This is a genomic window from Glycomyces paridis (assembly GCF_004912155.1).
Lineage (GTDB): Bacteria > Actinomycetota > Actinomycetes > Mycobacteriales > Micromonosporaceae > Glycomyces > Glycomyces paridis.
In genome coordinates this window covers 51,305-77,577 of the sequence record NZ_STGX01000015.1, presented here as the reverse complement: position 1 = coordinate 77,577, position 26,273 = coordinate 51,305, and the positions used below count along the sequence as shown (strand labels likewise).

Sequence of the window (26,273 nt, the reverse complement as noted above, 5' to 3'; positions counted from 1 at the left end):
AGATCGGAGCCCCGCTCACAGTGCGAGCGGGGCCCTCGACGAACGCGCGGCGACTAGGCCCCGTACGCCTCGATCGGCGGGCACGTGCACGCCAGGTTCCGATCCCCCCACGCATTGTCGATCCGGCCCACCGGCGGCCAGTACTTCGCGGCCGACACCCCCGCCGGCCACGCCGCCTCGGCCCGCGAATACGCCCGATCCCACACGTCCGCGGTCACCACCGCCGCCGTGTGCGGCGCCGCCCGCAACGCCGAATCCTCCACCGCCACCGCACCCGAGGCCACCGCCTCGATCTCGCCGCGAATGGCGATCATCGCCTCGCAGAACCGGTCGAGCTCGGCCAGGTCCTCCGACTCGGTCGGCTCCACCATCAACGTCCCCGCCACCGGGAAGGACATCGTCGGCGCATGGAACCCGTAGTCGATCAACCGCTTCGCCACGTCCTCCACGCTCACCCCCGACCGCTTCGTCAACTCCCGCAGATCCAGGATGCACTCGTGCGCCACCAGCCCGTGCGCGCCCGCGTACAGCACCGGGAAGTGCTCCCGCAGCCGCGCCGCCACGTAGTTCGCCGCGAGCACCGCCGACGACGTCGCCGCCGTCACCCCCGCCGAACCCATCATCCGCAGGTACATCCACGGGATCTGAAGGATGCCCGCACTCCCCCACCGCGCCTGCGACACCGGTCCCACCGCACCGGCCTCGCCCATCGGGTCCGAAGGCAGGAACGGCGCCAGGTGCTCGGCCACCGCCACCGGGCCCACGCCCGGACCGCCGCCGCCGTGCGGAATGCAGAACGTCTTGTGCAGGTTCAGGTGCGACACGTCCGCACCGAAACGGCCCGGCTTCGCCCACCCCAGCAGCGCATTCAGGTTCGCGCCGTCGACGTACACCTGCCCGCCCGCGTCGTGCACCCGCGCGCACACCTCGCCGATGGTCGCCTCGTACACCCCGTGCGTCGACGGATACGTGACCATGATGGCCGCCAGGTCGTCGGCGTGCGCGCCGATCTTGGCGTCGAGGTCGCCCAGGTCCACGTTCCCGGCCTCGTCGCACGCCACCACGACCACGCGCATCCCGGCGAGCACCGCCGAGGCGGCGTTCGTGCCGTGCGCGCTGGCGGGGATGAGGCACACGTCCCGCCCGGCCTGGCCGCGGTCGGCCTGCCAGGCGCGGATCGCCAGCAGCCCGGCGAGCTCGCCTTGCGAGCCGGCGTTCGGCTGCACGGAGACGGCCGCGTACCCGCACACCTCGGCGAGCCAGCCTTCGAGTTGGTCGATCAGGGCCCGCCAGCCCTCGGTCTGGTCGGCCGGGGCGAGCGGGTGCACGTCGGCGAACTCGGGCCATGAGATCGGCTCCATCTCGGCGGCGGCGTTGAGCTTCATCGTGCACGACCCGAGCGGGATCATGCCCCGGTCGAGCCCGTAGTCCATGTCGGCGAGGCGCTTGAGGTAGCGCATCATCGCCGTCTCGGAGTGGTGTGCGGTGAACACCGGGTGGGTCAGGAACGCGCTGGTGCGGCGCAGTCCGAAAGGAACCGGATCGCCGTCGAACGGGTCCGCCAGCGGAACCCCGAACGCCTCGCAAACGGCCTGAAGATCGGCCTCGGTGGTGGTCTCGTCGCAAGAGACGCCGACGGTGTCGGCGTCGATGCGGCGCACGTTGACGCCCCGGTCGGCGGCTGCTGCGATGACGGCGTCGGCGCGGCCGGGTACGACGGCGGCGACGGTGTCGAACGCCCGTTCCGCCGCGAGTGCGATTCCCGCGCTTTGCAGCGAGGCGTCCAGCCGCGCGGCATGCCCGGCGGCGTGTTCGGCGATCGCACGGAGGCCTTCCGGTCCGTGCCAGACCGCGTACGAGGCTGCGACGACGGCCGGGAGCACCTGGGCGGTGCAGATGTTGCTGGTGGCCTTCTCGCGGCGGATGTGCTGTTCGCGGGCCTGGAGGGCGAGGCGCAGCGCGGGATTGTCGCCGGAGTCGCGGGAGACGCCGACCAGGCGCCCGGGCAGTTGGCGCTGGAAGGTGTCGCGCACGGCCATGTATCCGGCGTGCGGGCCGCCGAAGCCCATGGGCATCCCGAACCGTTGCGTCGAGCCGACCGCGATGTCAGCCCCCTGCGCGCCCGGCGCTTCCAGCACCGCCAGCGAGAGCAGATCCGCGGCGGTGACCAGCAGGCCGCCCCAGGAGTGCACCATGGCGGCGAGGGCGCACAGGTCCAGGGCGGACCCGTCGGTAGCGGGGTACTGGGCCAGGAACCCGAACGCGCCGGTCAGCGGAGGCTGATCGGCAGGGAAGTCGAGGTCGGCGACGACGAGGTCGATGCCGAGCGGTTCGGCGCGGGTCTTGAGGACGGCGATGGTCTGGGGCAGGACGCGGTGGTCGACGGCGAAGACGTTTCCGGTGGTCTTCTTGGCGGCCCGCCGCGCGAGCAGCATCGCCTCGGCGGCGGCGGTGGACTCGTCCAGGAGGCTCGCCCCGGCGACGTCGAGGCCGGTCAGGTCGGTGACGACGGTCTGGAAGTTCAGGAGGGCTTCGAGCCGGCCTTGGGAGATCTCGGCCTGGTAGGGCGTGTAGGCGGTGTACCAGGAGGGGTTCTCCAGGATGTTGCGGCGCAGGACCGCGGGGGTGTGGGTGCCGTGGTAGCCCAGGCCGATCATCGACCGCAGCGGCCGGTTGCGGCCGGCGAGGGCCCGCAGTTCGGCCTGCGCCTCGGTCTCGGAGACCGCCGGGGGCAGGCCGAGGTCGCCCGCTGAGCGGATGAGGTCGGGCATGCAGGCGTCCATGAGCGCTTCGATGCTGGGCTGGCCGACGGCCTTGAGCATGGCGTCCTGGTCTGCGGCGCTGGTGCCGATGTGGCGTGCGGCGAAAGACAACTCGGGTTCCCTCCGGTGACAGGCGGTGCGTGAACGCATCCCTCATCTGTCACCGGTGCCGCGGCTTGCCAGCCGTGCGTTGGCACTGTCCGGTTTCAGAGCGGCCAATGACGGGCGGTCCTGTTACCTGAGAGGTTCGGAGAGAAGTCTTGCCCCTTCGGTGCCGCGCCGGGCCCCGGGCCGCCCCACAGGGCGGTTTCGGGGCCGCGCGGACTCTCCCACCAGTCTTTCCGGCTCTGCGGCCATGGTAGGTCAGGAAGCGGTGCGGCGGCCACCGGGCACGTGCCCGGTGTGGCGTTCGGCGGCCCGGTCGGGGGCGTGGAGCTGCGTGGGGGCCTTGACGGGGGCCTCGCCCGGGAGGGTCGACAGGCGCCCCATGACCTCGGTGACGGTGGTGCGCACGGCGATGCCGAAGACGCCCTGGCCTCCGCGCAGGAGGTCGATGACCTCTCCGGCGGAGCGGCACTCGTAGACGGTGGTGCCGTCGGACATGAGGGTGATCTCGGCGAGGTCCTTGACCCCGCGCGAGCGCAGCGCCTCGACGGCCTTGCGGATGTTCTGGAGGGAGACCCCGGCGTCCAGGAGGCGCTTGATGACCTTGAGGACGATGATGTCGCGGAAGGAGTAGAGGCGGTTGGAGCCCGAGCCGGTGGCGGGGCGGATGCTCGGCTCGACCAGGCCGGTGCGGGCCCAGTAGTCGAGCTGGCGGTAGGTGATGCCGACGACGCGGCAGGCCGCGGCGCCGCGCCAGCCGCGGATCTGGCTGGGGGGGACGGTGGTCCGTCCCGCCGGTTCACTGTGGGCGTCCATCGCTTCCTCCCCGCGCACGACCTGGCGTTACGAAGGTGAGCGTAGCGTCCGAACCCTCCACCATGGGCTGAACGAGAGAAAACTTCGGGGCGGTTAGCGGCCCTCGCCGAAGTCCTCGGGGGTGACCTCTTCGAGGAACTCGCGGAACTTCTCCACTTCGTCCTCCTGGGTGTCGGGCAGGACCACGCCGGCCTCGTCGAGGACGGCGTCGGCGCACCAGATCGGGGCCTCGGTCCGCAGCGCGAGCGCGATGGCGTCCGAGGAGCGCGAGGAGACGCGGGTGCGCCCGTCGAGGACGAGTTCGGCGAAGTAGACGGTGTCGCGCAGTTCGGTGATCTCGACGGAGGTGAGGGTGGTGTCGAGGGCGTCGAGGACGTCGCGCATGAGGTCGTGGGTGAGCGGGCGGGCCAGTTGCACGTCCTGCTGCTGGTAGGCGATGGCGGCGGCCTCGACGGTGCCGATCCAGATCGGGAGGTACCGGTTGCCTTCGGCCTCTTTGAGCAGGACCACCGGCTGGTTGCTCGGGAGTTCCACGCGGACCCCGACTACGGTCATCATCCGCACCGGTTCGCCTCCAACGGGTGTGCGTCCACTGCCTGTCGGACCCGCCACGGGAGGTCCCGGGCGGGTCCTGGGTCTCACAGCCTACTCGACGGTCCCGTTGTCCGCCTGCGCGCTTGGGGAGCGCTCCGGGGGCGGGGCGGGGGTGGTCAGGCGGCGGCCGGTTTGGGGCCCGAGACGAACACGAGGCGGAACTTGCCGATCTGGACCTCGTCGCCGTTGCCCAGGCCCGCGGTCTCCACGCGTTCGCGGTTGACGTAGGTGCCGTTGAGGCTGCCGACGTCGCGGACGGTGAATCCGGCGGCGTCGCGGTGGAACTCGGCGTGGCGCCGCGAGACGGTGACGTCGTCGAGGAAGATGTCGGAGTCGGGGTGGCGCCCGGAGGTCGTCACTTCTTGGTTGAGCAGGAAGCGCGCGCCTGCGTTCGGTCCGCGGCGGACGATCAGCAGCGCGGTGCCCGCGGGGAGCGAGTCCGCCAGGCGGGCGGAATTGAGTTCCGCATCGACCTCGCCGCTCTCCTGGAGAGCGGACAGGTTCATCGTGGCCGTCACATCCGGCGGAGGGAACTCGTCATTCGAACGCGTCATGGATTGCCACCTTCTACAAGTCTGGACCCTCTGGTCACTCCGTAAGCTTCGCATACGCTCCGGCGTCGAGCAAAGCGGTGAGCGAGCCTGCATCCTCGACTTCGATGTCGAACATCCAGCCCGCCGCATAGGGGTCGCTGTTCACCAATTCCGGGGATTCCGACAATTCGTCATTGCACGCAAGAATCTTACCGGTCAACGGAGCGTACACGTCGGAGACGCTCTTGGTCGACTCGACTTCGCCGACCACGTCGCCGGCCCGCACCTCGGTGCCTGCCTCCGGGAGCTGGACGTATACGACGTCGCCGAGCGCGTTCTGCGCGAAGTCGGTGATGCCGATGCGGACGACGCGGGCCTGGCCGCGCTCCTCGACCCACTCGTGCTCCGCGGTGTAACGCAGTTGCTCCGGAATCACCTGGCGCTCCCCTCTGAGAAACCCGCCGTATCGCGCGGGTCGGACGCCCATGACCGTATCGCCCGTCGCGGCGGGCTGCGCGCCGGGGCCGATCGGGGTGACGGAGGCGCTCCTCAGGCGAGGGCGTCGGCGCGGGGGGCGCCCGCGCGGAGCAGTCCGGCGGCCTGGCGCAGGTAGACGAGGGCGGCGAGCCAGTACAGGCCCAGGCCCCACCAGGCCAGGGCCCAGCCCAGGGGGGCGGCCCACGCCGAGGCGTCGTCGACGAGTCCGGCGATGACAAGGACGGGGAAGGACATGAAGACGACGGTGGTGGCGCTCTTGCCGAGGAAGTGGACCTGGGGCGGGGCGTAGCCGTGCCAGCGCAGGACGATGACGATGGTCACCAGGACGGCCTCCCTCAGGAGGACGGCGGCGGTGAACAGCCACGGGAGCAGGCCGATGAAGGTGAGGACCAGGAGCGAGGAGAGGATGTAGAGGCGGTCGACGAACGGGTCGAGCAGGCGCCCGAGTTTGGAGACCTGGTTCATGTGGCGGGCCATCTGGCCGTCGACCCAGTCGGTGCCGCCGCCGACGGCGAGGACGAGGGCGGCCTGCCAGTAGTACTCGGTGGCCAGCAGCAGGTAGCAGAACAGGGGGATGCCGAGCAGTCGGACGGCCGTGACCAGGTTGGGCCACGTCCACACGCCCCAGCCGGGCGGCGCTGATGCTGACTTGCTCAAGGCGGTCCTCTCGGCGGCCCGGCGTCGCGCTCCGACGGCGGCCCTGGGTCGGTCTCCTCTCGCCCGCCGGGCGGGCGGGCGGTCCGTGCTGTGCGTGATCGTGGGGCCGCCGCGGGCTCGGGTGCCGTGCGCTGCGTGACCCTTCGGATCGGTTCGGTGGGTGTTCCGCGATTCTAGCCGCCGCCTCCGACGTCCGTACCGAGTTGATGCGCGCCGTCACCGGGGGCCGTTCGCGGGCGGTGGCGTCCCTTTGGCGAGCTGGGGGCGCCGCCGCTCGCTCCAGTGGGGAGGGCGCGGGGGCCCTGGGTCGGGTGGGGCGGGGGGAAAACGTGACGGGAAACAACCCGGGCCGGCCCGTCGGGCCGGCCCGGGCGGGGCCTCGGTCAGGCCGGCGGGGCGCCGGGGATGAACGTCTGCGGGGTCTCCTTGCGGAAGAACGCGTTCGCAGCGGGGACGGCGAGGAGGACGATCACGGCGATCGATCCGGCCGTCGCGAGTGCGAACGCGCCGTAGGAGGCGATGTCGGCCCAGACGGGGTAGACGCCGCCGAGGGCGTCGACGAGGGCTTGGGCGTCGAGGTCTTCGGGGCCGCCGCCCGCTTCGATGCCGGCCTCCATGAACGTGGCGGCGAGCGCCTGGGAGACGAACAGGAAGCCGCCGCACACGAGGACGAGCGGCTGCACGACCCACGTCAGGATGCGGGCGGGGCGCTTCCCGGCGCCGTTGAGCAGCGCCAGGACCACCAGGAGGGCGGCGAAGACGATCGGGGCCCAGGCGGCGGCCCCGCCGCCTTCGAAGGTCGTGCCCTCGGGCAGGTCGGACATGGCGTAGCCCTGGTCGGCGAGTTCGGCTTCGGCCGCGGCCTGGGCGTCGGCGCCGTACATCAGGCCGGCGACGGACTGGAGGACGAGGAAGAGCGCGAGGAGGATCTGGAGGGCGACGGCGGCGGTGACGACGCCGGGTCGGGTGCGAGGGCTGTCGGGTGGGACGGACATGGGTGCCTCCGTGCGGCGGCACGGCGCCCGAGGGAGCCGGCGGGCCTCGTGCCTGCTTGTCGGACAAGGGGGGTTGCTCCTCCCCCAACGCTAGCAAGCATCGACGCCCGTCGCTGGAAGGAACTCGGGTCCTCCTGCGGCAGGAGACGGCGGCGGGCCTCCTACTCCTGGCGGGCGAGCCGGCGGCGTTCGACGGCGACGGCCGCGCCGGTCAGGCAGCCGATCATCGGGACCGCCAGCAGCCACAGCGCCCACGTGCACATCGTCAGGACCACGACGCCGCCCAGGAGGATCGCCGTCCCCGAGGGGTCGTCGCGGGTGCGGGCCAGGGCCAGGGCGAACAGGTCCCGCCAGCGCGATGCGGGCGTCCACGCCGAGGCCGCGCGCAGCAGGACCGTGGCGGCCAGGCCCGCGACGGCGAAGGTGGCGAGGGCGAAGCCGGGCCGGGCGGGGACGCCTTCCTGCGCGAGGACGAGGAGGTTGAGGCCCAGGAGTGCGGCGGCGCCGATCATGGCGGCGCCGGTGCGCCATCCGCGCCGCCATGCGGCGCGGAAGTCGGCCCAGAAGGTACGCCAGTTGGCGGTCTCGCCGTCGGCGTGCGCGGCCAGGTGTCGTGCGGCCGCGGCGAGGGCGGCGGGGGCGGTGACGACCGGGAGCGAGGCCAGGGCGATCCAGACGCCGGCGAGCAGGCATTCGGCGAAGAGGGCGAACCCTTCGGCGAACGCCTGCCCGCGCCTGGCCACGGGGGACGCCACTAGCCCTTGACTCCGGACGTGGCGATGCCCTTGATGAGGAACTTCTGGAACACCAGGAAGAACAGTACGACCGGGACCAGGGACAGCAGTGTCATCGCCATCATCCCACCGTAGTTCGTGACCGCCTCGGTGTTGTTGTAGGACTGGAGCAGCCGCGGCAGGGGGAACTTCGCGATCTCGTGGAGGTAGATCAGCGGGCCCATGAAGTCGTTCCAGGAGCCGATGAACGTGAAGATCGAGGAGGTGACGATCGCCGGTCGCAGCAGCGGCAGCATGATCGAGAAGAAGATCCGGAAGTGCCCGGCGCCGTCGATCATCGCGGCCTGGTCGAGTTCGCGGGGGATGCCCCGCAGGAACTGGACGTACATGAACACGAAGAACGCGTCGAGGCCGAGGAACTTCCCGATGACGAGCGGGAAGATCGTGTTGACCACGTCGAGTTCGGAGAAGATCAGGTACTGCGGGATGAGCATGACCTGGCCCGGCAGCAGGAGCGTGGCGATGACGACGGCGAACATCGCCTTGCGGCCGGGGAAGGACAGTCGGCCCAGGGCGTAGGCGGTGATCGAGCAGGAGACGACGATGCCGACCACCGACAGGGCGGCGATGACGAAGGAGTTCCAGAAGAACCGCCACAGCGGGATGCCCGCGAGGCCGTCGAAGGCGCTGGTGAAGTTCTCCCAGACGATCGTGGTGGGGATCGGGGAGAGGTTGGTGATGATGTCCTCGTTGGGTTTGAGCGAGGCGGTCACCACCCAGAACGCGGGGTAGAGGACGACGACGAGCGAGGCGAGGAGCGCCAGGTGCCAGATGACCGAGCGGGAGCGTTCGGCGGCGGTGCGCCTGCGGCGCGCTATGGTGCGCGGCGCGGTCTCGGTTGCGGTGGTCACTTGTTGTCCTCCCCTGCGTAGTAGACGAGGTTCTTGGCGGCGCGGAACATGATGAGGGTGACGACGCCGACGGCGAGCACGAGCATCCACGCCCAGGCCGAGGCGTAGCCCATGCGCAGGTCGACGAACGCGAGCGCGTAGACGCGGACGGTGTAGAAGAGGGTCGACCAGGCCGGTCCGCCGGCGGTGCCGCCGATGATGAAGGCGGGCCCGAACATCTGGAAGGCGTGGACGGTCTCCATGAGGACGTTGAAGAAGATGACCGGGGAGAGCATCGGGATGGTGATGTGGACGAACCGGTGCCATTTGCCGGCGCCGTCGACCTGGGCGGCCTCGTGGAGTTCGCCGGGGACCTGGAGGAGCCCGGCCATGAAGATGACCATGGGCGCGCCGAAGGTCCAGACGCTGAGGAGGACGAGCATGAGGATGGAGACGTCGGGGTTGCCGATGAAGCCGCCGCCTTCCCAGCCGAACCAGGACATGATCTGGTCCTGGGGGCCGTCGGTGGCGAACAGGGCCTTCCAGACCAGGGCCATGCCGACGCTCATGGCGATGAGCGAGGGCATGTAGAACGCGGCGCGGTAGAAGCCGATGCCGCGCCGGCTCTGGGTCAAGAGCATGGCGACCGCGAGCGAGGCGGCGAGTTTGAGCGGGACGGCCAGGACGACGTACAGGAGGGTGACCTTGACGGCGCGGGCGAACATCGGGTCGTCGAACATGGCCCGGTAGTTGGCCAGGCCGATGAAGTCGCCGCCGAGGATGAGGTGGTAGTCGGTGAACGACAGGTACAGCGACCACAGCATGGGCCCGACGGTGAACACCAGCGAGCCGATGATCCAGGGGGTCATGAAGGTGTAGCCGGCGAGCCGTTCACCGCGGCGGGTGACCGGGGGGCGGCGCTTGGCCGTCCCCCGGGTGCCCCGTGCGGTCGGCGTCCCGGCCTCACTCGCCGCGGGTGCCGCGGCGGTGGAGGGAGATGCTGACACGGTGGTGTTCCCTTCGCGGTTGGCTACTGCTCGGACGCGAGGAGGGTCTCGGCCTCGGTGAAGAACAGGTCGGCGGCGTCGGCGGCGGTCATCTCGCCGTACTGGACCTGCTGGTAGATCTCGCCGAACTTGACCTCGATGGCGCCGGTGGCGGCCGGCGGGGCCGGCGGGGGCGTGGTCAGGTACTGGGAGACGGAGGCCTCGTAGTCGAGGACGGCCTGGGTGTAGGCGTCGATCTCGACGGTCTCGAGCCCGGTGTTGGTGGCCGGGACGCCGCGGTTGGTGCCGAGGATGGCGATGGCCTCGGGGTCGCCCAGGAGGAAGTCGACGAGTTTGGCGGCGGCTTCGGCCTGCTCGGTGGCGCCGGAGATGACCAGCTGCATCGAGGGCTTGAGGTAGAGGCCGAGGTTGGCCGGGTCCAGGGTCGGGGGCGCGGCGAGGGCGAGGGTGCCGCCGTTGGCCTCGACGGTGGGCGCGAAGCCGGGCATGAAGTTGTCCCAGCCGATCTCCGAGCCCAGGACGTCTTGGACGAGGCCGTCCTCGGTCCATTCGATGGTGGTCTCGACCGGCGGGACGAGCCCGTCGGCGTAGAGGTCGGCGGAGGTGCCCCACCATTCGACGAGTTTGGCGGCGTCGAAGTTGAGGGCCTTGCCGTCCTCGGTGTAGAAGGAGCCGCCGGTCTGGCGCAGCCACAGCTCCATGAAGTGGTACTGGCCGGCCCAGTCGGCGCCGGCCCACATGCCCTCGCCGAGGGTGGCCCCGACGGTGCCGACGGCGGCCTTGTAGTCCTCCCAGGTGTAGCCCGGTTCGAAGGTGACGCCGTTGTCGCCGAACCAGTCGGCGCGGTAGAGCAGGCCGAGGGTGTTGCCGGCGATGGGGACGGCGACGAGCTGCCCGTCGAGTTTGGCGGTGTCGAGGAACCCTTCGCGGAAGTCGTCGGTCTTGACGACGCCCTCGAGGGGCAGCAGGAGGCCGCCGGTGCCGAACTGGCGCAGGCGCGAGTAGTCCATCTGGAAGACGTCGGGCAGGTCGCGCGAGGCCATGCGGCCGCTGAGGCCTTCCCAGTAGGTCGGGAAGTCGGCGAAGTTGGTGGTGACCTTGATGCCTTCGTTCTTCTTCTGGAAGAGTTCGACGGCTTCGGTGGTGATGCCGGCGCGGTTCTCGTCGCCCCACCATTCGAAGCTGATCTCGATGGGGTCGTCGGCGGTGCCGGCGGGGCCGTCGTCGCCGCAGGCGGCCGCGGCGGCCACGACGGCGGCGGCGGAGGCGCTGGTGAGGAGGGACCGGCGCCGGAGGCGGTAAGGGTCGCGGATCATCGTTGACTGCTCCTTCTATATGAGGGGTCCCGCCGGAGCGGGCCTTCGGGATCTATTCAGTTGCTCCGCCGACCGGCGGGCCGGTCGGCTGCGGAGGGTTCGAGGCGGCGTGCCGCTTTTTCCCAGGGTCCTTGGGGGCCTTGGGGTTCGTGGCGCCGTGGCCGGGCAGAGGCGCGTGCGGCGTCGCGGCGCGCCTGCGGTCCGGCGGGGATGAGGCCCAGGGCTTGGGCCTGGACGAGGGCGTTGCCGAGGGCGGTGGCCTCGTCGGGTCCGGCCAGGACGGTGCGGCCGGTGGCGTCGGCGGTCCGCTGGCACAGGAGGGTGTTCTTGGAGCCGCCGCCGACGATGTGGACGGTCGCGACCGGTGAGCCGGTGAGCGCTTCGAGCGCTTCGAGGGCTTTGCGGTGGGCGAGGGCGAGGGAGTCGATGACGCACGCGGCGACTTCGGCGGGGGTGGCGGGCGGGGTCTGGCCGGTGCGGGCGCAGTGGGCGGCGATGCGCGCGGGCATGTCGCCCGGTTCGGTGAAGGCGGGGTCGTCGGGGTCGACGACCGAGCGCAGGACCGGGACGTCGGCGGCGGCCTTCAAGAGGGAGGGGAGGTCGACGTCGAGGCCGCGGGCCGTCCAGGTGCGGATCGACTCGCTGAGCAGCCACAGTCCGGCGACGTTGCGCAGCAGGCGGATCGAGCCGTCGGCGCCTCTTTCGTTGGTGAACCCGGCGGCGAGGGCGGCGGGGGTGGTGACGGGCCGGTCGGTCTCGGTGCCGACGAGGGACCAGGTGCCGCTGGAGATGTAGGCGGCGCTGTCGCCCTCGTAGGGGACGGCGGCGACGGCGGCGGCGGTGTCGTGGCTGGCGGTGGCGACCACGCGTGCGTCGGCGTTGAGTCCGGTGTGGGCGGCGATCTCGGGTGCGATGGTGCCCAGGACGGTGCCGGTGGGGGTGATGGGGCCCAGCAGTCCCGCGGGGATCCCTGCGGCCTCGCACAGGGCGTCGTCCCAGGTGCCGGTGGTGAGGTCGACCAGGCCGGTGGTGGAGGCGTTGGTGGCCTCGCACGCGGCGGTGCCGCTGAGCCAGTAGGCGATGAGGTCGGGCACGAGCAGGAGCCGGTCGGCCGCGGCGAGCGTCGCGGGGTGTTCAGCGGCGAGTTGGAACACGGTGTTGAACGGCTGGTGCTGGATGCCGGTGCGCGCGAACGCCGCGGTGCCGTCGACGCGGGCCAGGAGGGCGTCCCTGGCGCGGGCGCCGCGGGGGTCGCGGTAGCAGACGGGCCCGGAGGCGAGGTGGCCGCGGGCGTCCAGGAGCCCGTAGTCGACCGCCCAGGCGTCGACGCCGATCGCGGCGACCTCGCCGAGGGAGGCGAGGCCGTCGAGGACGCCGGCCCACAGGCCCAGGGCGTCCCATTGGAGGCGGCCGTGGACGGGCACGGCGCGGTTGGGGAACCGGGCGGCCTCGACGAGGTCGATCCGGTCCCCTTCCACGCTCGCGGCCATGACGCGTCCGGAGGACGCGCCGAGGTCGACGGCGGCCAGCAGCGGCCTCATCGGCGATCCCTCCCCGGCCGGGCGCTCATCGCAGGAACCCTTGCGGGTTGCCCGAGTCGACCGGGACGTGCACGCCGGTGGTCAGGCCCAGGTCGGGGCCGACGAGGGCGTAGACGGCGTCGGCGACCGAGGAGGGCAGGACCTCGCGTTTGAGCAGCGTCCGGCCCGCGTAGTACTTGCCGAGTTCGGATTCGTCGACGCCGTAGACGGCGGCGCGTTCGGCGCCCCACCCGGAGGCGAAGATCCCCGAGCCGCGCACGACCCCGTCGGGGTTGACGCCGTTGACGCGGATGCCGTGCTCGCCGAGTTCGGCGGCAAGGAGGCGCACCTGGTGGGCCTGGTCGGCCTTCGTCGCCGAGTAGGCGATGTTGTTCGGGCCGGCGAACACCGAGTTCTTGGAGGCGATGTAGACGATGTCGCCGCCCAGGCGTTGCGCCGCCATGATCCGGGCGCTCTCCCGCGAGACGAGGAAGGAGCCCTTCGCCATGACGTCGTGCTGGAGGTCCCAGTCGGCGGCGGTGGTCTCCAGGAGCGGTTTGGACAGTGAGAGCCCGGCGTTGTTGACGACGAGGTCGACGCCGCCGAAGGCGAGGGACGCCTGCGCGAGTGCGGCCGCGACGGCCGTCTCGTCGGTGACGTCGCAGGCGACGCCGACCGCGGTGTCGACCGAGCCGATGGCGGCGGCGGCCTCGTCGGCTCTGGCCTGGTCGAGGTCGGCGATGACGACGCAGGCGCCTTCGCCCGCGAGGCGTTCGGCGGTGGCCCGTCCGATGCCTCCGGCCGCGCCGGTCACGAACGCGACGCGTCCGGCCAGCGGCTTCGGCTTGGGCATCCGCTGGAGTTTGGCCTCTTCGAGCGACCAGTACTCGATGCGGAACTTCTCGGATTCGGGGATCGGCGCGTACGTGGAGATCGCTTCGGCCCCGCGCATGACGTTGATCGCGTTGACGTAGAACTCCCCGGCCACGCGCGCGGTCTGCTTGTTCGGCCCGAAGGAGAACATGCCGACGCCCGGGACGAGGACGATCGCCGGGTCGGCGCCGCGCATGGCGGGGCTGCCCGCTTCGGCGTAGCGCTCGTAGTAGGCGCGGTACGCCTCGCGGTAGGCGCCGTGGCGCTCGGTGAGGTGAGCGATCACCTCGTCCAGCGGGGCGTCGGGCGCCGTCTCGAGGACGAGCGGGCGGACCTTGGTGCGCAGGAAGTGGTCGGGGCAGGAGGTGCCCAGGGCCGCGAGGTCGCCCAGGCGCTCGGAGGCGAGGAAGTCGAGCACGGCCGCCTCGTCGTTGAAGTGCCCGACCTGGCGCCGGTCGGTGGAGACCAGGCCGCGCACGACCGGTGCCAGCGCGGCCGCGCGGGCGCGCCGCTGCGCCTGGGGCAGGGGCGCGTAGGCGGCCACGGGGGCGCCGAACGGTTCGGGCGCGCCGTGCTCGGCGATGTAGGCCTCGCATCCGCGGATGATCGCCAGCGAGTTCGCCTCGCACTCCTCGGACGTGTCGCCCCAGGCGGTGATGCCGTGGCCGCCGAGGATGCACCCGATGGCCTGCGGGTTCGCCGCTTTGACCGCGGCGATGTCGAGGCCGAGCTGGAAGCCGGGGCGACGCCATGGGACCCATGCGACCGCATCGCCGAAGCAGGCCTTGGTGAGCGCGGGGCCGTCGGCGGCGGTGGCGAAGGCGATCCCGGAGTCGGGGTGGAGGTGGTCGACGTGGTCGGCCTCGACCAGGCCGTGCATGGCCGTGTCGATGCTCGGGGCCGCCCCGCCCCGCCCGTGCAGGCAGTAGTCGAACCGCTCGACCATGACGTCTTCGGCGTCGGGGCCCGGGTAGGCGCCGGCCATCGCGCGCAGCCGGTCCAGTCGCAGGACCGCCAAGCCGGCCTCGGTGAGGGTGCCCAGGTCGCCGCCGGAGCCCTTGACCCACAGGACGTCGACGTCGCCGCCGGTCACCGGGTCGGGCGCGGTGCCTTTCGCGGAGGTGTTCCCGCCCGCGAAGTTCGTGTTCCGCCTGTCGGCGCCGAGGCGGTTGGACCGCTCGATGAGCGCACGCCGCACGCCGTTGTCGACCGTGCCCACTACGCCCCCCATCCCGCGGCCTGGCCCCCGAGGCGGTCCTCGCGGATCGCCTCGGCGTAACCGGAGGCAGCGTACGCGCGCATCGGGTCGGCGGCCAGTCCCAGCTCGCCGCGCAGCTCCGCCAGGAGCGGGCGCACGTCGGTGTTGTAGGCGTCCATGAGGACCGCGTTCGCTTCGAGCACGTCTCCCGATGCCTGTGCGGCGCTGAGGGCTTCGGTGTCGACCAGCAGGGCCTTGGCGGTGGCCTCCTGGACGTTCATGACCGACCGGATCTGGCCGGGGATCTTCGCTTCGATGTTGTGGCACTGGTCGAGCATGTACGCGATCCCCGAGTCCGGGCCCACGACGTCCTGGGAGGCGAGTTCGTGCATGATCCGGAAGAGCTGGAACGGGTCGGCCGAGCCGACCATGAGGTCGTCGTCGGCGTAGAACCGCGAGTTGAAGTCGAACCCGCCGAGCTTGCCCTCGCGCAGCAGGATCGCGACGATGAACTCGATGTTGGTGCCCGGCGCGTGGTGGCCGGTGTCGATGACGACCTGGGCCTTGGGGCCGAGTTTGAGGCAGTGCGCGTACGCGGTGCCCCAGTCGGGGACGTCGGTGGTGTAGAACGAGGGCTCGAAGAGCTTGTATTCGAGCAGGAGGCGCTGGCCGTCGCCGAGTCGGTCGTAGACGGTGGCGAGGACTTCGGCGAGGCGGTCCTGGCGGTCGGCGATGGAGTCCTGGCCGGGGTAGTTGGTGCCGTCGGCGAACCAGAGTTTGAGGTCGGTCGAGCCGGTGGCGTCCATGATGTCGACGCATTCGAGGAGGTGCGCGGTGGCCTTGCGGCGTACGGCGGGGTCGGGGTGGCAGACCGAGCCGAGCATGTAGTCGTCGTCTTGGAAGGTGTTGGAGTTGATGGTGCCGATGCGCACGCCCAGGGCTTCGGCGTGGGCGGCGAGGGCGGCGTAGTCCTCGACCTTGTCCCAGGGGATGTGGAGGGCGACGGAGCCGGCGGCGCCGGTGTAAGCGTTGACCTGGGCGGCGTCGGCGATCTTCTCGAAGGGGTCGCGGGGGACGCCCTGCTGGGCGAAGACCTTGAAGCGGGTGCCGGAGTTGCCGAAGGCCCAGGAGGGCAGTTCGATGTTCTGGCTCGCCAGGACCTGCTTGGCGTGGGTGACGCGGTCGTTCATCGGCCGGCTCCTTCGCCGTGGGAGGCGAGTTGGGTGGCGAGGTTGAACACCTCGGGGAGGACGTTGAAGTTGTCGTCGGCTTTGGCGCCGCCTTCGAAGAAGGGGGCCATGTCGGCCTGCCAGCGGGCGTTGACCTCGGTGGCGGCCATGCCCGCCTGTGCGGCGGCGAAGTCCTCGGTTTCGAGGTAGCCGACGAGGAGGCCGTCGTCGGCGAGGAACAGCGAGTAGTTCGTCCATCCGGTGTCGGCGAGGGCGCGGAGCATGTCGGGCCAGACCGCGGCGTGGCGTTCGCGGTATTCGGCCATGCGCTCGGGCCTGACCCGGAGGGTGAAGCACACACGTTGTGTCACGGGGGTTCCTCTCCTAGAGGACGGGGCCGCGGCGGGTTACCGCCACATTTTTGAATCGTTTCATGAGGGGATTTCGCTAAGTTAGAACGTCGAGGCCACGGTTGTCAAGCCGCGACCGGGAAGTAATTCGAACACGGTTCGGTATATGCTCCACACGCTCGCCGTTCGTTGTTGAACCGTTTCAAAAGATCGGTGCGTCGATGGGCGTCGATCCGGCCCTGCGGCGTGCCCTTCTCGGCCCCGCCGCGGGGGCCCGCGCCCCGCTCCCCCGATAGACTCCATGAGGTGACCATGACCACTACCAGCATGAAGGACGTCGCGCGGGCGGCGGGCGTGTCGGTCGGCACCGTCTCCAATGTCCTCAACCGGCCCGAGGCCGTCGCCGAGGAGACGCGCTCGCGCGTGCTGGCGGCGATCGAGGAGCTCGGTTACGTCCGCAACGACTCGGCGCGCCAGTTGCGGGCCGGTCGCAGCCGCACCGTCGCGGTCGTGGTGCTGGACGTGGCGAACCCGTTCTTCACCGACGTCGTGCGCGGGGCCGAGCCGCTCATCGAGTCCGCCGGCGGCGTGGTCACCGTCTGCGACTCCGGCGAGGACGTGCGCCGCGAGCGCCGCCACCTGGAGATCCTCGAAGAGCAGCGGGTGCTGGGCCTGCTCATCACCCCGGTGGACGACTCCTCGGCCTCGTGGATCGAGCGTCTGTCGGGCCACGACATCCCGCTGGTCCTGGTCGACCGCGGGGCCGGGCGCCACCCGCACTGCTCGGTGGCAGTCGACGACGTCCACGGCGGGCGTCTGGCCGCTGCGCACCTGGTTGAGGCCGGGCACGAGCGGATCGCGTTCATCGGGGGGCCCTCCTCGATCCCCCAGGTCGCCGACCGTCTCGCCGGGTGCCGCCAGGTGTGCGAGGAGACGGGCACGGCATTGGAGGTGTTCACCACCGCCGGGCTCAACTTCGCGGCGGGCCGCGAAGCAGTCGAGGCGATGCTCGGGCGGGAGGACCGGCCCACGGCCCTGTTCTGCGCCAACGACCTCGTCGCGCTCGGGGCGCTGCAGGCCTTGACGATGCACGGGGTGAAGGTCCCCCACGAGTGCGCGATCGTCGGCTACGACGACATCGACTTCGCCGCGGCGGCGGCGGTGCCGCTCTCCTCGGTGCGCCAGCCGCGTTCGCAGCTGGGGCGCACGGCCGCGCAGCTGCTGTTCGATGAGATCGCCGAGGGCGAGGGGCACACGCACCGCAACGTCGTCTTCCAGCCCGAGCTCATCGCGCGGGCATCGACGGCGCTCGACCTCAGAGCATTGATGTAACGGTAAAGTCCCCTGGTGGGGCGGAATTCGACGTCTGGTAGCGTCGCGGCAACCGACCCGCGAGGGTCGCCGGTGAGCGTTCACATTCCAACCCTTCCGGGAGGCGATCATGGCCGAGAACCACCGCGCGCGCATCGATTTCGATCGGCGCTTCACCGTCGCCGAAGTCCCCGAGCGGCTGTTCGGGTCCTTCGTCGAGCACCTGGGCCGGTGCGTCTACACCGGCATCTACGAACCGGGCCACCCCACCGCCGACGCAGGCGGCCTGCGCCGCGACGTTCTCGACCTCGTCGCCGAGCTGGGCCCGACGATGATCCGCTACCCCGGGGGGAACTTCGTCTCCGGCTACCGCTGGGAGGACGGCACCGGCCCCAAGGCCGACCGCCCCCGGCGCCTCGACCTCGCCTGGGGGGTCACCGAGACCAACCAGTTCGGCCTCGGGGAGGTCATCCGGTTCTGCCGCACCGTCGGCGTGGAGCCGAACATGGCCGTCAACCTCGGCACCCGCGGCGTCCAGGAGGCTTTGGACCTGCTCGAATACGCCAACCACCCCTCGGGCACGCACTGGTCGGACCTGCGCCGCTCCCACGGCGACGAGGAGCCCTACGGCATCAAGCTGTGGTGCCTGGGCAACGAGATGGACGGCCCCTGGCAGATCGGCCAGCGCACCGCGACCGAGTACGGGCGCGTGGCCGACCAGACCGCCCGCGCCATGCGCATGATCGACCCCGGGCTCGACCTGGTCGCCTGCGGCTCGTCCTCGCGGGCGATGCCGACCTTCGGCGAGTGGGAGGCCGAGGTCCTCGCCCAGTCCTACGAGTCGGTCGACTACATCTCGGCGCACGCCTACTACCAGCCGCAGGACGGGGACGTCGCGAGCTTCATGGCCAGCGCGCAGGACATGGAGCTGTTCATCGACGGCGTCATCGCCACCGCCGACGCGGTGGGCGCGAAGCTCAAGAGCGACAAGAAGATCGATATCTCCTTCGACGAGTGGAACGTGTGGTACCAGTCGGCGCCGACCGGTGAGCGCCCCGAGCCGTGGGCCGAGGCCCCCCGGCAGCTCGAAGACGTGTACTCGGCGATGGACGCGGTGGTGTTCGGGTCGCTCATGATCACGCTGCTGCGCCGCTCGGACCGGGTGACGGCCGCGTGCCTGGCGCAGCTGGTGAACGTGATCGCGCCGATCATGACCGAGCCGGGCGGTCCGGCCTGGCGTCAGACGACGTTCTTCCCGTTCGCGGAGGCCTCGAAGTTCGGGCGCGGGACGGTCCTGGCGGTCAACGCCGAGGGTCCGACGTTCGCGACGGCGAAGTTCGGGGAGGTGGCGGCGCTGCACTCGGTGGCGGTGGCGAACGAGGACGGCTCGGTGACGGTGTTCGCGGTCAACCGGGACCTGGAGCACCCGTTGACGCTGACGGTGGACGCGTCCTCGCTGGGGGGCTTCGGGGAGGTCACGTGTTCGACGCTGACCGACGCCGACCCCGACGCGAAGAACACCCTGGCCGACCCTGAGCGGGTGGCGCCTGCGGTGAACGGGAGCGTCGTGGTCGAGGGCGGGACGGTGTCGGTCGAGCTGCCGGCGATGAGCTGGAACACGATCCGCTTCCTGCCGTAGGGCGCAAGGAGGGCCGCGGTGCTTCGGCGCCGCGGCCTTTCTCATGCACAGGTTCGTTGGTTGGTCCAATGATCGTGGTATCGTTGGCTGCACCAACGTTTAGGAGTGTGCCGTGATCCACCCGTACCGCATCCACATCCCCCAAGCCGACCTCGACGACCTCGACGACCGCCTCGACCGCACCCGCTGGCCCAACGAGGTCGACGGCGCCGGCACCGACTACGGCTTCCCCCTCGCCCGCCTCCAAGCCCTCGTCGACCACTGGCGCCACCACTACGACTGGCGCACCCACGAACAGCGCCTCAACGCACTCCCCCACTACACCACCGACATCGACGGCCAACGAATCCACTTCCTCCACGTCAGGTCCGCCAAGGCGGACGCGTTCCCGCTGCTGCTCACCCACGGCTGGCCCGGGTCCTTCCTGGAGTTCCTCGACGTCATCGAACCGCTCGCCGCCGAATTCCACCTCGTCATCCCCTCGATCCCCGGCTTCGCGTTCTCCGGGCCCACCACGACCCGCGGCTGGGACGCCCTGCGCATCGCAGCGGCCTGGGACGAGCTCATGCGCCGCCTCGGCTACGACCGCTACGGCGCCCAGGGCGGCGACTTCGGCGCCGGGATCTCCCTCGCGCTGGCGGCGGTGGCGCCGGGGCGTGTGGCGGGGGTGCATGTGAACTATCTGCCGACGCGGCCTGATCCGGCGGTGGCGGTGTCGGCGGCCGACGAGGTGCGCCTGGACAAGGTGCGGTCGCTCATGGCGGCGCGGCCGCCGTATCAGGCGTTGTCGGCGCTGACGCCGCAGACGATCGGGTATGCGCTCACCGATTCGCCGGTGGCGCAGTTGGTGTGGATCGCCGAGCGGTTCGCGCAGTGGACGGGTCCGGACACGCCGGTGGACGATGAGCGGATGCTCACGGACGTGTCGTTGTACTGGTTGACGGCGACGGCGGCCTCGGCGGCGCGGCTGCATCGGGACGCGGGGCTGCGTCCGGTGCCGGACACGAGGGGGGTGCCGGTGGGGGTCGCGGTGTTCGCCCATGACATCACGCGGTCGGTGCAGGTCTTGGCCGAGCGGCGGTTCGACGTGGTGCACTGGTCGGAGTTCGACCGGGGCGGGCATTTCGCGGCGATGGAGGTGCCGGACCTCTTCGCGGCGGAGGTGGCGGGGTTCTTCGGGAAGATCGCCGAGGGTCGCTTTATTGGGTGAATTCGTCGATGAGGGCGTGGAGGCGGGCGGCGGCGGCCCGGTCGCCGCTGGCGGGGACGGCTGCGGCGTCGGTGCGGCGCCACAACCACAGCAGGAGTGCGGCGGGGTCGGTCTCGATGCGGGCGGCGGGGTCGGGGTGCGAGCCTGGCCCGGCGGTGACGGTGTCGGTGCCGACGGCGAGGGTCCAGGTGCGGTCGGCGGCGGCGAGGTCGACCACCAGGCCGGCGTCGGCGGCCAGGCGGGGGGCCAGTTCGGCGCTCCAGGCGCGTGAGCCCCAGTCGACCATGACGGTGAGGATCTCGTCGATGCCGTCGAGGGCGAGGCGCTGGTCGATCGCGGTGCGGGGGCGGTCGGCGGCGAGTTCGGCGTCGACGCGGTGGATGAGGGTCTCGTGGGCCATGCGCCGCATCCAGAAGCCGACGGTCTGGTCGGGCCCGTACCAGGTGTAGGCGAGGGTGTCGGGGCCTCTGGCGTCGAATTCGGCGAGGAGGTCGGCCAGGGCGGCGTCGAACCGGTCGGCGGCGGTGCCGGGCCGGTCGGTGCGGTGGTCGTCGCCGGGGTCGCGCAGCAGCCGCATCGAGGCGATCTTGTGGTCGTAGGTCTCGGTGACGTGGTCGAGGAGGTCGGTGGCGGTCCATTCGGGGCAGGTCGGGACGCGCGCCTCGGCGGGTGCGGCGAGTGCGGCCTCGCGCAGGAGGGCGGCTTCGGTGACGAGGTGGGCGCGGAAGGCGGTGGGTTCCATGCGGCGATCCTCGCACGTGCGTGCGACACGATGGGCGGCGGTGGGGCCCTTGCGATCAGGCGGTCAGGTGTGCCCTCCAGCCGCCTGCGGCGGTGATGTCGGTGCCGGTCGGGGCGGTGGCGCAGAAGCCGGTGGCCCAGGTGCCGTCGTCGAGTTCGATCTTGCCGAGGGTCATGGGGGCGGGGAGGTCGGCGAGGAAGCGGCCGAGGGCGGCGGGGGCCAGGAGCCAGCGTTCGCCGGGGAGGCTCGCGCCGAGCTCGGATCGGGTGACGAAGGGTTTAGGGGGTGCGGTGTCGAGGGCGTGCATGCGGTAGGCCGGTGCGGTGCGCACGTCGCCGATGAAGCGGGCGCCGAGGTCGGTGAGTTGGCCGTTGAGGGGCATGCCGGTCATGTGGGCGCCGAAGACGACGAGGTCGGTGCCGCCGGGGGCGATCAGGGGCGGGTGTTCGCCGAGGAATCGGGCGGCGATGTCGGCGCCGATCTGGTCGGCGAAGGCGGCGGTGACGACGCTGATGCCGAAGTGCTTGGTGCCGGCGGTGCCGGCGGGGACGGCGACGGCGGCGAGGTCGAGGAGGTTGACGAAGTTGGTGTAGGTGCCCAGGGCGGCGTTGACGCCGACGGGGTCGGCGCGGACGTCGTCGAGGGTGGGGTGGAGTGGTGCGGTGGGCAGGACGAGGGCGTCGAAGTCGGCGAGGAGGGCGGCGGCCTCGGTGCGGGAGCGTCGCAGGGTCTGCTGGTCGGCGGCGAGGTCGGCGGCGGTGAATTTCGCGGCGCCGCCGACGAGGTGGGCGACGACGGGGTCGGCGTCGCCGGGGTGGGCGTCGAGGTGGGCGCCGAAGGCGGCGGCGCGTTCGGCGATGAGGGCGCCTTCGTAGAGCAGCAGGGCCGCTGCCAGGAGCGGCTGGATGTCGATGGGGGTGAGGGTGGCTCCGGTGGCGGCCAGGCGGTCGAGGGCGGCGTCCCACAATGGGGTGAGGTCGGGGTCGAGGGCGGTGAGGTCGGCGGGTCGGGGGACGGCCAGGCGCGGGGCGGGCGGGGCGCTGAGCGGGGCGCCGTCGGGCCGGGGGCGCGAGGCGGGGTCGGTCGGGCTCGGTCCGGTGATGCGGCGCAGGACGGCGGCGGCGGCGGTGAGGTCGGGGGCGAAGACGGTCACGCAGTCGTAGGAGGGGCAGGCGGGGACGACGCCGTCGGCGGGGACGGCGCCGAGGCTGGCCTTGACGCCGACGATGCCGTTGAGGGCGGCCGGGACGCGGCCGGACCCGGCGGTGTCGGTGCCCAGGGCGAAGTCGGCGATGCCCAGGGCGACGGCGACGGCCGACCCGGAGGAGGAGCCGCCGGCGATGCGGGCGGGGTCGACGGCGCCGCGCACGGCCCCGTAGGGGCTGCGGGTGCCGACCAGGCCGGTGGCGAACTGGTCGAGGTTGGTCTTGCCCAGGCACACGGCGCCGGCCGCGCGCAGGCGGGCGACGGCGGTCGCGTCGCGCTGCGGCACATACGTGTAGGAAGGGCAGGCGGCGGTCGTGGGCAGGCCCGCGACGTCGATGTTGTCCTTGACGGCGTACACGAGTCCGGCCAGCGGCAGGTCGGCCCCGGCGGCCGCCGCGGCGTCGACGGCCCGGGCTTCGGCGATGACGTCGTCCTTGTCGCGCAAGGCGATCCACACCTCGGGCCGGTCGGTTTCGGCGATGCGCTCGAAGGCGGTCTCGGCGCGCGCTGCACTGCTCACGGTCTCCCCTGTCATGTCGTGGTGCCCTATCCGATCACCAGGAGCGGTGTGCCCGGCCCGGCCTGGTCGCCCGGTGCGGCGAGCACCCGCCGCACCGTCCCGGTCGCCGTGGCGGCGACGGGCATCTCCAGTTTCATCGCCTCCAGCACCACCACGGTGTCCCCGGCGGCCACCGTGTCGCCTTCGGCGACGGCCACGCGCCACACGCTCGCGGCCATCGGCGCCTCCACGAGCGTCTCGCCTTCGGCGAGGTCGACGCTCCCGGTGGCGGGGGCCGGTTCGGTGTGGTCGCGGTCGAACTCCCCCGCCGCGGCCCAACGTTGCCGCTCGGCCTCGAACGCCGTGGCCTGGCGGGCCCGGAACGCCTCGATCGAGTCGGCGTTGTCGGCCAGCAGGCGCCGGTAGTCGGCGTACGCGAACGTCCCTTCGCGGATGTCGATCACCGCGCGCCCGGCGGCGAGGTCGCGGCGCGTCTCGGCGAGCTCCTCCTCCGAGACGCGTTCGAAGACGACGCGGTCGAAGAAGCGCAGCAGCCACGGCAGGCCGTCGTGGAAGGACGGGAGGTCGCGCAGGCCCGCCCAGATCGGGGCCGTGCGCCCCACGAGCTGGTAGCCGCCCGGGGAGTCCATGCCGTAGATGCACATGTACGAGCCGCCGATGCCGACCGTGCCTTCGGCGGTCCACGTCCGCGCCGGGTTGTACTTCGTGGTCACCAGGCGGTGGCGGGGGTCGACCGGGACGGCGGCGGGCGCGCCCAGGTACACGTCGCCCAGGCCCAGGACGAGCCATTCGGCCGCGGTCGCGATCGCCGCGACCTCCTCGACCGACCCCAGGCCATTGATGCGGCGGATGAACTCGATGTTCGAGGGGTTGAACAGGGCGTCGTCGCGCACGTTGGTCGCATACCGGGCGATCGCCTCGTCCACGACCGCGTCGTTCCACGAGATCGGCAGCCGCACCACACGCGAGGGCACCGTCATGTCCGCCGTGTCCGGCAGGTCCGCCTCCAATTCGGTCAGCAGCCCCGTCAAGGCCCGGACCGGCAGCACGTCCGGGTCGACGTGCAGGTGCAGCGACCGCACCCCCGGCGTGGTGTCGATGAGCCCGGCCGGGTCAGCCGCGGCGAGGGCGTCCATGAGCGCCCCGACCCGCATGCGCAGCGCCAGGTCGAGGTGCATCGGACCGTATTCGAGGAGCACCGCGTCGTCCCCGGCCCGCCGGTAGGCGACCGCGGGCCGGTCGCCCTCGGCGTCAATGGAGGCGAGGGTCGCCGTGTCCTCGTGGGCGCCGATGAGCGGCACCGGATTCGCCAACGGAGTGGCGCGCAACCGGTCGGCCTCGGCCTCGCCCACCGGCACGAACCGCACCGCGTCGCCCGGACGCAACTGCCCGAGCTTCCACCGGTCCGAGGTCGTCACAGTGAACGGGCACGCGAAACCGCCCAGGCTCGGCCCGTCCGGGCCCAGCAGCGCCGGCGTGTCGCCGGTGAAGTTCACCGTCCCCACCGAGTACGGATTGTCGTGCAGGTTCGAAGGATGCAGGCCCGCCTCGCCGCCGTCGGTACGCGCCCACTGCGGCCGCGGCCCGTCAAGCCGCACCCCCGAACGCCCGGCGTGCACCTGCACCGACCAGTCCGCGGCGTAGATCCGCTCCATGTCCGAGGCGGTGAAGTAGTGCGGCGCCGGCTGCGGACCCGGCGTCACCGCCAGCGCCCAATCGTGCCCGAACGCGGGCCGGTCCGCCACCGGGACCGGCGCGACCGGACCCGATGCCGCACACGGCACCAGGCGGTCCCCCGCGCGCAACTGGTCGCCGGTGTACCCGCCGATCCGCCCCGGCGGGAACGTCGAAGCCGAACCCAGGAACGTCGGCACGTCCAAGCCGCCTTGGAACAGCACATAGGTGCGCGCGCCCGCGTCGGCGACCTGCCCGACCGCCAGCACGCCCCCGGCCGGCACCGCGACCGGCACCCACTGCTCCACCGCCACACCATCGAGCGTGACCGGGGCGGGGGCGCCGGTCACGCACACCGTCACCGGAACGCCGAACCGCAGCGTCGGCCCCGCGATCGTGCACTCCAGCCCCGGCAGACCCTCGGCGTTGCCGAGCGCCCTGTTGCCCAGACGGAACGACAGGTCGTCCATCGGACCCGACGGCGGCACGCCCACCTGCCAGTGCCCGATCCGGCCCGGGAAGTCCTGCACGGTCGTCAACACACCCGGCGCCACCACGTCGATCCGCGGCGACGCGTCCACGATGGAGGCGATGGTGCCGGTGTCGTGCTCCACCGCCAAGACCCGCGGGTCGACGACCGCCGCCCGCAGCTGCCCCAGGTTCGTATGCACCCCCTCGATCCGCGAACCGTCCAGCGCGACCGACATCGCCGCCCACGCCGCCTCCCGGTCCACTCCCGTGGCGACCACCTTCGCCAGCATCGGGTCGTACACCGCCGGAACCTCCACGCCCCGCTGGACCCACGTGTCCACCCGAACCGACCCCGGAAAGTCCACACACGTCAACAACCCCGCCGACGGCAGATGCCCGCGCGCCGGGTCCTCGGCGTACACCCGCGCCTCCACCGCCGCACCCACCACCGGCGGACCCTCGTCCGGCACCGCCGCCAAGAACCCGACGTCCCCGGCCGCCGCCCGGATCATCCACTCCACCAAGTCGACCCCCACGACCGCCTCGGTCACCGGATGCTCCACCTGCAAACGCGTGTTGAACTCCAGGAACGACGCCTCCTCGCGCTCGGCGTCGTAGATGAACTCCACCGTCCCCGCCGACCGGTACCGCGCCGACGCCGCCAACGCACGCGCCGCCGCATGCATCCCTTCACGCACCGCCGCAGGCAGACCCGGCGCGGGAGCTTCCTCCAGGACCTTCTGATGGCGCCGCTGCAACGTGCAGTCACGGTCCGACAACGACACCACACGACCCTCACCGTCCCCGAACACCTGCACCTCGACATGCCGCGCACGGCGCACATACCGCTCCAGGTAGACCGCGTCATCACCGAAATTGTCCGCCGCCAGACGCTTCACCGAGGCGAACACCTCCGCGAGCTCGGCCGCGTCCTCGGCGATGCGCATCCCGATACCGCCACCACCCGCAGAAGCCTTGACGATCACCGGGAACCCGACCGACGCCGCCGCAAGCGCCGCCTCCTCCACGTCGGCCAGCGCGGCCGTACCCGCAGCAAGCGGGACACCCGCCGCAGCGGCCGCCTCGCGGGCGGTCACCTTGTCCCCGAACCGCTCCAACTGCTCAGGAGTCGGCCCGATGAACACGAGCCCGGCATCGGCGACCCGCCGCGCGAACACCGCGCTCTCGGCGAGGAACCCGTAGCCCGGATGCACCGCCTGCGCCCCGGTGTCCTTCGCAGCCGACAGAATCGCATCGACGTTGAGATACGACTCGGCGACCGCCGCCGGACCCACGCACACCGCCTCGTCCGCCTCGCGCACATGCAACGACGCGGCATCGGCCTCGGAATAGACGGCGACCGTAGCGACACCGAGCCGGTGGGCCGTCCGCGTGATCCGCCGGGAGATCTCCCCGCGGTTGGCGATCAGAATGCGCTCGAACATGACACTCGCTCTCGGTGACTCAGGGTGCAAGAATGGAA

At 71.7% G+C, this 26,273-nt stretch carries 21 protein-coding genes and 1 riboswitch; of the genes, 3 read left to right on the top strand and 18 right to left on the bottom strand.

What is annotated here, in order from left to right; translation table 11 throughout:
• Positions 1 to 53: 53 nt before the first annotated feature.
• The 15 genes from gcvP to E9998_RS18855 all read right to left on the bottom strand — a co-directional run bounded on the left by gcvP (position 54) and on the right by E9998_RS18855 (position 16,038).
• A complete protein-coding gene (gene gcvP, locus E9998_RS18920) occupies positions 54 to 2,873 on the bottom strand; it encodes an aminomethyl-transferring glycine dehydrogenase (RefSeq protein ID WP_240037677.1) in 2,820 nt (939 codons plus the stop codon).
• Between the two features lie 105 nt (positions 2,874 to 2,978).
• A riboswitch (glycine riboswitch) is annotated at positions 2,979 to 3,104 on the bottom strand.
• A gap of 21 nt (positions 3,105 to 3,125) precedes the next feature.
• The gene (locus E9998_RS18915; protein ID WP_136531257.1) at positions 3,126 to 3,683 is read right to left on the bottom strand and encodes a MerR family transcriptional regulator; all 558 of its coding nucleotides are present in this window, start codon (positions 3,681 to 3,683) and stop codon (positions 3,126 to 3,128) included.
• A 93-nt stretch (positions 3,684 to 3,776) separates the two neighbouring features.
• Positions 3,777 to 4,247 carry a bifunctional nuclease family protein gene (locus E9998_RS18910; RefSeq protein ID WP_136531256.1) on the bottom strand — a complete coding sequence of 157 codons (471 nt, stop codon included), beginning with the start codon at positions 4,245 to 4,247 and terminating at the stop codon, positions 3,777 to 3,779.
• 146 nt (positions 4,248 to 4,393) lie between these two features.
• Positions 4,394 to 4,831: an FHA domain-containing protein gene (locus tag E9998_RS18905; protein WP_136531255.1), complete on the bottom strand. Its 438-nt coding sequence runs from the start codon at positions 4,829 to 4,831 to the stop codon at positions 4,394 to 4,396.
• Positions 4,832 to 4,865: 34 nt separating this feature from the next.
• Positions 4,866 to 5,297 carry a glycine cleavage system protein GcvH gene (gcvH, locus tag E9998_RS18900; RefSeq protein ID WP_136531254.1) on the bottom strand — a complete coding sequence of 144 codons (432 nt, stop codon included), beginning with the start codon at positions 5,295 to 5,297 and terminating at the stop codon, positions 4,866 to 4,868.
• A 62-nt stretch (positions 5,298 to 5,359) separates the two neighbouring features.
• Positions 5,360 to 5,965, bottom strand: coding sequence for a CDP-alcohol phosphatidyltransferase family protein (locus tag E9998_RS18895; RefSeq protein WP_136531253.1), 606 nt, complete (start codon positions 5,963 to 5,965; stop codon positions 5,360 to 5,362).
• 383 nt (positions 5,966 to 6,348) lie between these two features.
• Complete coding sequence (locus tag E9998_RS18890) at positions 6,349 to 6,960, bottom strand: hypothetical protein (RefSeq protein ID WP_136531252.1); 612 nt, start codon at positions 6,958 to 6,960, stop codon at positions 6,349 to 6,351.
• 161 nt (positions 6,961 to 7,121) lie between these two features.
• A complete protein-coding gene (locus tag E9998_RS18885) occupies positions 7,122 to 7,703 on the bottom strand; it encodes a DUF624 domain-containing protein (RefSeq protein ID WP_204745531.1) in 582 nt (193 codons plus the stop codon).
• A gap of 11 nt (positions 7,704 to 7,714) precedes the next feature.
• Positions 7,715 to 8,605 carry a carbohydrate ABC transporter permease gene (locus E9998_RS26830; RefSeq protein ID WP_275669523.1) on the bottom strand — a complete coding sequence of 297 codons (891 nt, stop codon included), beginning with the start codon at positions 8,603 to 8,605 and terminating at the stop codon, positions 7,715 to 7,717.
• On the bottom strand, positions 8,602 to 9,591 hold the full coding sequence (locus E9998_RS25950) for a carbohydrate ABC transporter permease (RefSeq protein WP_204745530.1): 990 nt from the start codon (positions 9,589 to 9,591) through the stop codon (positions 8,602 to 8,604). Before E9998_RS25950 ends, E9998_RS26830 begins: the two co-directional genes overlap by 4 nt.
• Positions 9,592 to 9,614: 23 nt before the next feature.
• Positions 9,615 to 10,907 carry an ABC transporter substrate-binding protein gene (locus E9998_RS18875; RefSeq protein ID WP_136531249.1) on the bottom strand — a complete coding sequence of 431 codons (1,293 nt, stop codon included), beginning with the start codon at positions 10,905 to 10,907 and terminating at the stop codon, positions 9,615 to 9,617.
• A gap of 56 nt (positions 10,908 to 10,963) precedes the next feature.
• Complete coding sequence (locus tag E9998_RS26825) at positions 10,964 to 12,448, bottom strand: rhamnulokinase (protein ID WP_136531248.1); 1,485 nt, start codon at positions 12,446 to 12,448, stop codon at positions 10,964 to 10,966.
• Between the two features lie 25 nt (positions 12,449 to 12,473).
• Positions 12,474 to 14,531 (bottom strand): bifunctional aldolase/short-chain dehydrogenase, encoded by a 2,058-nt coding sequence (locus E9998_RS18865; protein WP_136531247.1) that lies wholly within the window; start codon positions 14,529 to 14,531, stop codon positions 12,474 to 12,476.
• A complete protein-coding gene (gene rhaI / locus E9998_RS18860) occupies positions 14,519 to 15,688 on the bottom strand; it encodes an L-rhamnose isomerase (protein ID WP_136531246.1) in 1,170 nt (389 codons plus the stop codon). Before rhaI ends, E9998_RS18865 begins: the two co-directional genes overlap by 13 nt.
• Positions 15,685 to 16,038 carry an L-rhamnose mutarotase gene (locus E9998_RS18855; RefSeq protein WP_136531245.1) on the bottom strand — a complete coding sequence of 118 codons (354 nt, stop codon included), beginning with the start codon at positions 16,036 to 16,038 and terminating at the stop codon, positions 15,685 to 15,687. Before E9998_RS18855 ends, rhaI begins: the two co-directional genes overlap by 4 nt.
• A 291-nt stretch (positions 16,039 to 16,329) precedes the next feature.
• Here E9998_RS18855 and E9998_RS18850 point away from each other — a divergent pair, with 291 nt between their 5' ends.
• The 3 genes from E9998_RS18850 (at position 16,330) to E9998_RS18840 (ending at position 20,177) form a co-directional block, all read left to right on the top strand.
• Positions 16,330 to 17,349: a LacI family DNA-binding transcriptional regulator gene (locus E9998_RS18850; protein WP_204745542.1), complete on the top strand. Its 1,020-nt coding sequence runs from the start codon at positions 16,330 to 16,332 to the stop codon at positions 17,347 to 17,349.
• A 109-nt stretch (positions 17,350 to 17,458) separates the two neighbouring features.
• On the top strand, positions 17,459 to 18,967 hold the full coding sequence (arfA, locus tag E9998_RS18845; RefSeq protein ID WP_136531244.1) for an arabinosylfuranosidase ArfA: 1,509 nt from the start codon (positions 17,459 to 17,461) through the stop codon (positions 18,965 to 18,967).
• 112 nt (positions 18,968 to 19,079) lie between these two features.
• A complete protein-coding gene (locus tag E9998_RS18840; protein WP_136531243.1) occupies positions 19,080 to 20,177 on the top strand; it encodes an epoxide hydrolase family protein in 1,098 nt (365 codons plus the stop codon).
• On the opposite strand, the gene E9998_RS18835 is transcribed toward E9998_RS18840, so the two are convergent.
• Genes E9998_RS18835 through uca form a run of 3 tightly spaced genes read right to left on the bottom strand, consistent with a single transcriptional unit; the run spans position 20,167 to position 26,235 of the window.
• Entirely contained in the window at positions 20,167 to 20,919 is a 753-nt protein-coding gene (locus E9998_RS18835) for a maleylpyruvate isomerase family mycothiol-dependent enzyme (protein ID WP_136531242.1), read from the bottom strand. The two genes, E9998_RS18840 and E9998_RS18835, sit on opposite strands and share 11 nt — an antisense overlap.
• 55 nt (positions 20,920 to 20,974) lie before the next feature.
• Positions 20,975 to 22,660: an allophanate hydrolase gene (gene atzF, locus E9998_RS18830; RefSeq protein ID WP_136531241.1), complete on the bottom strand. Its 1,686-nt coding sequence runs from the start codon at positions 22,658 to 22,660 to the stop codon at positions 20,975 to 20,977.
• Between the two features lie 11 nt (positions 22,661 to 22,671).
• Positions 22,672 to 26,235 carry an urea carboxylase gene (gene uca, locus E9998_RS18825; protein ID WP_136531240.1) on the bottom strand — a complete coding sequence of 1,188 codons (3,564 nt, stop codon included), beginning with the start codon at positions 26,233 to 26,235 and terminating at the stop codon, positions 22,672 to 22,674.
• Between the last annotated feature and the right edge of the window lie 38 nt (positions 26,236 to 26,273).

What these genes read in the sequence shown, in the direction of transcription:
- rhaI (WP_136531246.1), bottom strand. Translation starts at nt 15,688, where the DNA reads ATGAACGACCGCGTCACCCACGCCAAGCAGGTCCTGGCGAGCCAGAAC.
- uca (WP_136531240.1), bottom strand. Translation starts at nt 26,235, where the DNA reads ATGTTCGAGCGCATTCTGATCGCCAACCGCGGGGAGATCTCCCGGCGG.
- gcvH (WP_136531254.1), bottom strand. Translation starts at nt 5,297, where the DNA reads ATGGGCGTCCGACCCGCGCGATACGGCGGGTTTCTCAGAGGGGAGCGC.
- atzF (WP_136531241.1), bottom strand. Translation starts at nt 22,660, where the DNA reads ATGACAGGGGAGACCGTGAGCAGTGCAGCGCGCGCCGAGACCGCCTTC.
- E9998_RS18865 (WP_136531247.1), bottom strand. Translation starts at nt 14,531, where the DNA reads ATGGGGGGCGTAGTGGGCACGGTCGACAACGGCGTGCGGCGTGCGCTC.
- E9998_RS26825 (WP_136531248.1), bottom strand. Translation starts at nt 12,448, where the DNA reads ATGAGGCCGCTGCTGGCCGCCGTCGACCTCGGCGCGTCCTCCGGACGC.
- E9998_RS18875 (WP_136531249.1), bottom strand. Translation starts at nt 10,907, where the DNA reads ATGATCCGCGACCCTTACCGCCTCCGGCGCCGGTCCCTCCTCACCAGC.
- arfA (WP_136531244.1), top strand. Translation starts at nt 17,459, where the DNA reads ATGGCCGAGAACCACCGCGCGCGCATCGATTTCGATCGGCGCTTCACC.
- E9998_RS18905 (WP_136531255.1), bottom strand. Translation starts at nt 4,831, where the DNA reads ATGACGCGTTCGAATGACGAGTTCCCTCCGCCGGATGTGACGGCCACG.
- E9998_RS18915 (WP_136531257.1), bottom strand. Translation starts at nt 3,683, where the DNA reads ATGGACGCCCACAGTGAACCGGCGGGACGGACCACCGTCCCCCCCAGC.
- E9998_RS18850 (WP_204745542.1), top strand. Translation starts at nt 16,330, where the DNA reads ATGACCACTACCAGCATGAAGGACGTCGCGCGGGCGGCGGGCGTGTCG.
- E9998_RS18890 (WP_136531252.1), bottom strand. Translation starts at nt 6,960, where the DNA reads ATGTCCGTCCCACCCGACAGCCCTCGCACCCGACCCGGCGTCGTCACC.
- E9998_RS18835 (WP_136531242.1), bottom strand. Translation starts at nt 20,919, where the DNA reads ATGGAACCCACCGCCTTCCGCGCCCACCTCGTCACCGAAGCCGCCCTC.